The following is a 3982-nucleotide window of genomic DNA, read 5'->3' as shown; positions in this document are numbered from 1 at the left end:
TTTTAGTCATCAGTCCAATTTATTATAGAGCCTGCTTTGTCCACTAATATGATATGGAAATGTACACCTTGCTTAGATGGTAATAGTGTAATTGAACCATGATGATAATTAACAGCGTCTTTTATGATAGATAAACCGATACCATGTTGAGCTTTATTTGCTTTCGACGTATACGACTGTTTAAATAATGCATCAATATTATCGTGAGGTAAACCTCGACCATCATCCATATAATCAATCATCAAGTTATTTTCAATTTTAGAAAAAGTAATCTTTATGCTAGGGTTGATCTCATTATGATCAATACTATTATTAATTAAATTGATCAGCAGTCTCTCGAAATACAATTTATTACCATAAAATGTTGACCCATCTTCAAAATGAAAGTCGCAAGTTAGGGATTGGTAACCAATAATCTGAGCAATTCGATTAACTGTTGATTGAATAGGGAAGTTCTCTTTATCATGCTTCATCTGATTGGTTTCCATATCAAAGGTTTGATTCAAGCTATCAATCAAATCACTCATAAACGTTGCTTTCTCCGAAATAATTTGAACATAAGATTGTGACTGTTCATCTGCTTGTATTAGTTTAGAGTAACCATAAATTGTTGTAAGTGGCGATTTTAAATCATGTGAAATTTGACTAATCCATTTCGATTTATAATACGACATTTGATTATGGTAAAACTTATCAGACAGCATTTGTTCATTCAATTTCGACAAAGATGCGTCCAGTTCCGGATATGTTCGACGATTCTTAAATCGTTTACGCTTCGACGTCGGCTGGTGTAGTTTGCCTAGCGACAAATTACCTATCCAGTCAATGTAAAAGGATAACGGTCTTGTAAGACGTTTTGAAATTAACATGGCCGTTAAAGCAACTAAAATGACGTTAGCCATAATAAACGTGATGAAAAGTAAAATATATGTATTCTTACTATCATTGAAAGCTTCTCCAAAGTTATCATTCCACAATATCGTTCTTTGACCTGGATTCTTCACAAATTGAAGTTCATTGTTTGAAATTGAATAGTTGTAATGATTGAAATCTAAAGATGATAAACTATCAAGTAGTTGTGATGTTTTGATTTCATCGCTATTTGTTATTTTAGGTTGTTTCATTTTATTTCTATAGATATAAACAAGATACGTGCCTTCTTTTGATACAACAGAATTCGCATTATTTATGTTATTTAATAGCGTTGGTTTTATATTTGAATTACGTTTCGATTTTGGGTAGAGAATGTCTCCATTTTTACGGACGAAGTATAAATCGACGTTACTCTTTTTGGCTAAAGATTTAAGATTAGCATTGGGTTCTTGAGTAATGCCATAAGTCTCTAAGTAAGTAGGCTCAATCTCATTAATATCCCAATAAATATTTGGTAATACTTTAAAAAACAGTATGATAATTAATGTACATGTGATAGTGAAATTTAGAAGTACAAATATAGTCATATATTTAAGAAATTTTAATGTAAATTTATTGATCATTGCCATCTTCCTTGAACATGTATCCTTTGCTGCGTACAGTTTTAATCATCTTAGGTGAATTAGGAGCCGCTTCAATCTTCTTACGCAAAGTTCTAATATGTACCATCAAAGTGTTATCGTCGACACCTGTATCATATCCCCAAACTTTAGCGTATAGCTGATCTTTCGTAAGTACTTGGTTCTTGTTTTTAACAAGATACGTTAATAAATTATATTCGCGATTCGTAAGGTTGATTGGTTTCTCATTTACACACACTTCCATACTATTAAAGTTAATAGTTAAATCATTATAACGATACATCGACTGACCTTTATCGTTTAAATGTAATGAAACTCTATAGTATAACTCCATAGGGTCAAAGGGTTTCTTAATATAATCAACTGCACCTTGTTCAAAGCCTTTATAGACATCTAAATGTGTTGTTTTAGCAGTCACTACTATGACAGCTGTGTCATTTAAATCAATATATTTCAGTAACTGATAACCATCTTCAGACTTTAAATTTAAATCTAATAATATAACTTGAAAATTGAAGTTCAGTAATTCATATTTTGCATCCTCAATATTATCAACAGATTTAATATGTTGTATCCCTTTTGTACTTAAAGATAATTTCATCAACTCATTAATATCTTTATCATCTTCAATAATGAGCACTTCACCGTTCATTAAAACCACCTCAATATCTATCTTATACAACTTTTTAACATTTAACTATTCCGGTAATTATGATTTAAGGAAAAATTAAGATTAAACTAAGTAGTATTTAATTTAAAAATTTTACTATATAACTAAATCATTTAACGAAGGAGCAAATTAAATGAAAGTTATATCCCAGCTGCTTGGAATTATGATTACATTACTTGCACTATTTAATATACTTAGATTATTAATAAGTCTAATAGAAAGTTATTTTAGTATGAATTTCGGTATTGATTTTTTGTTGCATAATAATTATGTGACTTACGGCGCAATTGCATTACTTGTTGTTTCAGCATTTCTACAAGAACTTATCGAACATCAATACAACAATAATGAAAGTCTCTTTTAAAACATTGGGGAAGAAAAATATAAGTGAATATTATATAATGGAACAGTTACGAAACTTGAAGAACAGTGCGTAGCTGTTTTTTTTATGTAAAAAGATTAAATGAAAGGAGTATGAATGATGTCTGTTATGCGGATAGCGACATTTATCATCAGTGTATTTATAGTAGGTATGGTTGAAATGATGGTCGCTGGTATCATGAATTTAATGAGTGATGACTTAGGTGTTTCAGAAGCAATAATTGGACAACTTGTCACACTTTATGCATTAACCTTTGCGATATGTGGACCTATACTTGTTAAATTAACAAATCGATATCCTGCACGTCCTGTATTATTATGGACTTTAGTCATCTTTGTAGTAGGTAATGGAATCATCGCTGTGGCGCCTAACTTTACGATTCTAGTCATTGGACGTATATTATCTTCAGCTGCAGCTTCATTAATCATTGTTAAAGTCTTAGCGCTCACAGCAATGCTAACGATACCTAAGAACAGAGGTAAGATGATTGGCGTTGTCTATACTGGATTCAGTGGGGCAAATGTCTTTGGTGTGCCCATTGGTACGATGATTGGTGATTGGATTGGTTGGCGTTTCACATTCGTATTTATTATTGTTATTAGTCTTATTGCCGGCTTATTAATGTTGAAATATCTTCCAACTACTACGGAACTCAATCAAGCCAATAGAATGTATAATAACGTTTCCGATGATAATCAAGTCACATCTCATATTGTTCGACCAGTTGAGATCATTAAGTTTTTAGCAATTACATTGCTTATTCTAATCGCTAATTCAGTGACGTTTGTATTTATCAATCCACTTATTTTAGAAAATGGTCACTCCATGGGCTATGTATCATTAGCACTACTCGTTAATGGCGTTGCCGGTGTTGTTGGTACATCAATGGGTGGTGTACTAGCTGATAAATTGACTAGTAAGCGATGGTTAATTATTGCTTTCTCAGTATTTATTGTCGTGATGCTAGCCATCAATTTAATTTTATCCACAACAGTACTATTATTAGTTGGACTCTTTATTTGGAATATCGTGCAATGGAGTACGAACCCTGCGATACAAAGTGGTATTATCGAACATGTTGAAGGTGACACAAGTCAAGTTATGAGTTGGAATATGTCTTGTCTTAATGCAGGTATTGGTTTAGGTGGTATTATCGGTGGCCTTGTTGTTTCAAATATGAATGTTGAAGCGGTCACGTTTGTAAGTGCCTTTATAGGTTTATTAGGACTGATTATTGTAATTACATTAAAGAACGTACATTATGCTAAAAATTAATATCATATAACCATTTTAAGAGCCTGGGACATAAATAATATGATGATGCTATTTTGCAAATTCGCAGTAGCTGACTGAACTGAAAATGCGCTTAAATCAAGCTTTTTTCAGTTCTAGTCATCCTTGCGGGGGTGGGACGAC

4 protein-coding genes are annotated in these 3982 nt (G+C 32.1%); 2 read left to right on the top strand and 2 right to left on the bottom strand.

Annotation, left to right across the window (positions count from 1 at the left end):
- Positions 1-2: 2 nt before the first annotated feature.
- Positions 3-1460, bottom strand: a complete 1458-nt coding sequence (locus HMPREF3134_RS10160; RefSeq protein ID WP_256262283.1) for a sensor histidine kinase — start codon at positions 1458-1460, stop codon at positions 3-5.
- 25 nt (positions 1461-1485) lie between these two features.
- The gene (locus HMPREF3134_RS10155) at positions 1486-2166 is read right to left on the bottom strand and encodes a response regulator transcription factor (RefSeq protein ID WP_011274925.1); all 681 of its coding nucleotides are present in this window, start codon (positions 2164-2166) and stop codon (positions 1486-1488) included.
- 151 nt (positions 2167-2317) lie between these two features.
- Between HMPREF3134_RS10155 and HMPREF3134_RS10150 the strand changes: the two genes are divergently transcribed.
- A complete protein-coding gene (locus HMPREF3134_RS10150) occupies positions 2318-2548 on the top strand; it encodes a hypothetical protein (protein WP_049781270.1) in 231 nt (76 codons plus the stop codon).
- Between the two features lie 117 nt (positions 2549-2665).
- Positions 2666-3841, top strand: a complete 1176-nt coding sequence (locus HMPREF3134_RS10145; RefSeq protein WP_011274926.1) for an MFS transporter — start codon at positions 2666-2668, stop codon at positions 3839-3841.
- Positions 3842-3982 lie beyond the last annotated feature (141 nt).

This window comes from Staphylococcus sp. HMSC14D10, assembly GCF_001808125.1.
Lineage (GTDB): Bacteria > Bacillota > Bacilli > Staphylococcales > Staphylococcaceae > Staphylococcus > Staphylococcus haemolyticus.
This window is presented reverse-complemented; position numbering and strand designations above follow the sequence as displayed.

Bases quoted from the DNA above. Each gene is read 5' to 3' on its own strand.
- HMPREF3134_RS10145 (WP_011274926.1), top strand. From the start codon at position 2,666: ATGTCTGTTATGCGGATAGCGACATTTATCATCAGTGTATTTATAGTA.
- HMPREF3134_RS10150 (WP_049781270.1), top strand. From the start codon at position 2,318: ATGAAAGTTATATCCCAGCTGCTTGGAATTATGATTACATTACTTGCA.
- HMPREF3134_RS10160 (WP_256262283.1), bottom strand. From the start codon at position 1,460: ATGACTATATTTGTACTTCTAAATTTCACTATCACATGTACATTAATT.
- HMPREF3134_RS10155 (WP_011274925.1), bottom strand. From the start codon at position 2,166: ATGAACGGTGAAGTGCTCATTATTGAAGATGATAAAGATATTAATGAG.